At 59.0% G+C, this 1,609-nt stretch carries 1 protein-coding gene; it reads left to right on the top strand.

Annotated features, from left to right (window positions below; all coding sequences use genetic code 11):
* Positions 1–108: 108 nt before the first annotated feature.
* A partial coding sequence (gene tadA / locus KGL31_10270) for a Flp pilus assembly complex ATPase component TadA (protein ID MDE2322283.1) occupies positions 109–1,609 on the top strand: 1,501 nt, incomplete at its 3' end.

The raw sequence follows: 1,609 nt of genomic DNA, 5'->3' as shown, positions 1-1,609 counted from the left end.
TCATGCCGATCTATCATTCGGCTAACGTAACGGCCTATTTTCTGAGGGCTGAAGTAGCAGGGATTTAGGCGCGGAAAAGGCGCCGTAGCATCGAGGATGAATCGTACGATGGGTAATTGGCAGTGGAGTGGGGTACGCAAACCGCTTGGCGAAATTATGATCGGCGAAGGATCGATCACGCGAGATCAACTCCAGCGGGGGCTTACCCACCAAAAAGAGCTCGGCAAGCGGTTGGGCGATACCCTCGTGGAACTCGGGTATGCCTCGGAAGAAGACGTTGTGAAAGCGCTTGCCAAGCAGTTCTCGCTTCCCTACCTTTCTCTTGCCTCTCTCTCGATTACACCCGTGCCGATCCGAGAGCGCCTTTCGCCGAAGTACCTGCGGGAGCACAAGGTCTTCCCGATTGAGGTCAAGGATGGCACGCTGACCATCGCCATGAGCGATTTGACCGATCCATATACACTGGATGACCTTCGACTGAGCACCGGCCTCGCTATCACCGTCTGTATCGCCAACGAGCGGGAGATCCTTGAGGCGATCGATCAGCACTATGGTGACGGTCATACGACGATCGAGAAGATCGTCAAGGGGTACGATGAGGAGGAGGGCGGGGCAGCGGGCGAGGACCGCGAAGATGTCGATCACCTCCGCGACCTGGCCTCCGAGGCCCCAGTCATCCAGCTTGTCAACCTGCTCATTACCCGGGCAGTAGAGGCCCGCGCCAGCGACATCCACATCGAGCCGTTTGAGGATACGCTTCGAATCCGCTACCGGGTGGATGGAGTGCTCCTGGATCAGGAGTCTCCTCCCAAGCGGCTGCAACGGGCCGTGATCTCCCGTGTCAAGATCATGGCCAAGATGAACATCGCCGAGCGACGGCTTCCACAGGACGGCCGCATCAGACTCCAGATCCTGGGCAAGGACCTGGACCTCCGGGTCTCCACGATTCCCACCCTGCACGGCGAAAGTGTCGTGATGCGAATCCTGGATCGCAGCAGCCTCCTCCTGAGCCTGGGAGACATGGGTATGCCTGAAGATGTTCGCGTGCAATTCCAGCGGCTGATCAGAAAGCCACATGGCATGATCCTGGTGACCGGCCCGACAGGAAGCGGCAAGACTACCACCCTCTATACGGCGCTGAGCGAGATCAACTCGGCCGACAAGAAGATCATCACCATCGAAGACCCGGTGGAGTACCAGCTCCAAGGGGTCAACCAGATCCATGTTAAGTCCAAGATCGGCCTGACCTTCGCCAGTGGCTTGCGCTCTATCGTCCGCCAAGATCCGGATGTCATCATGGTTGGGGAGATCCGCGATGCGGAGACCGCGGACATCGCCATCCATTCGGCGCTGACCGGGCATTTGGTATTCAGCACGTTGCACACGAACGATGCGCCCGGCGCCATCACGCGACTCCTGGACATGGGCATCGAAAACTACCTGGTGTCCAGCGTCCTGATAGCGGTCCTGGCTCAGCGCTTGGTCCGCGTCATCTGCCCCGAATGCCGGGAGCCGTACCGGTTGGATGCGGCTGCAGTCCGAAAAATGGGGATCAAGACCGAGGTTGATGGCGCGCTGCAGGTGTTTCGAGGCAAAGGGTGCGCCGTCT

It is taken from the genome of Candidatus Methylomirabilota bacterium, from assembly GCA_028870115.1.
GTDB lineage: Bacteria > Methylomirabilota > Methylomirabilia > Methylomirabilales > Methylomirabilaceae > Methylomirabilis.
This window is presented reverse-complemented; position numbering and strand designations above follow the sequence as displayed.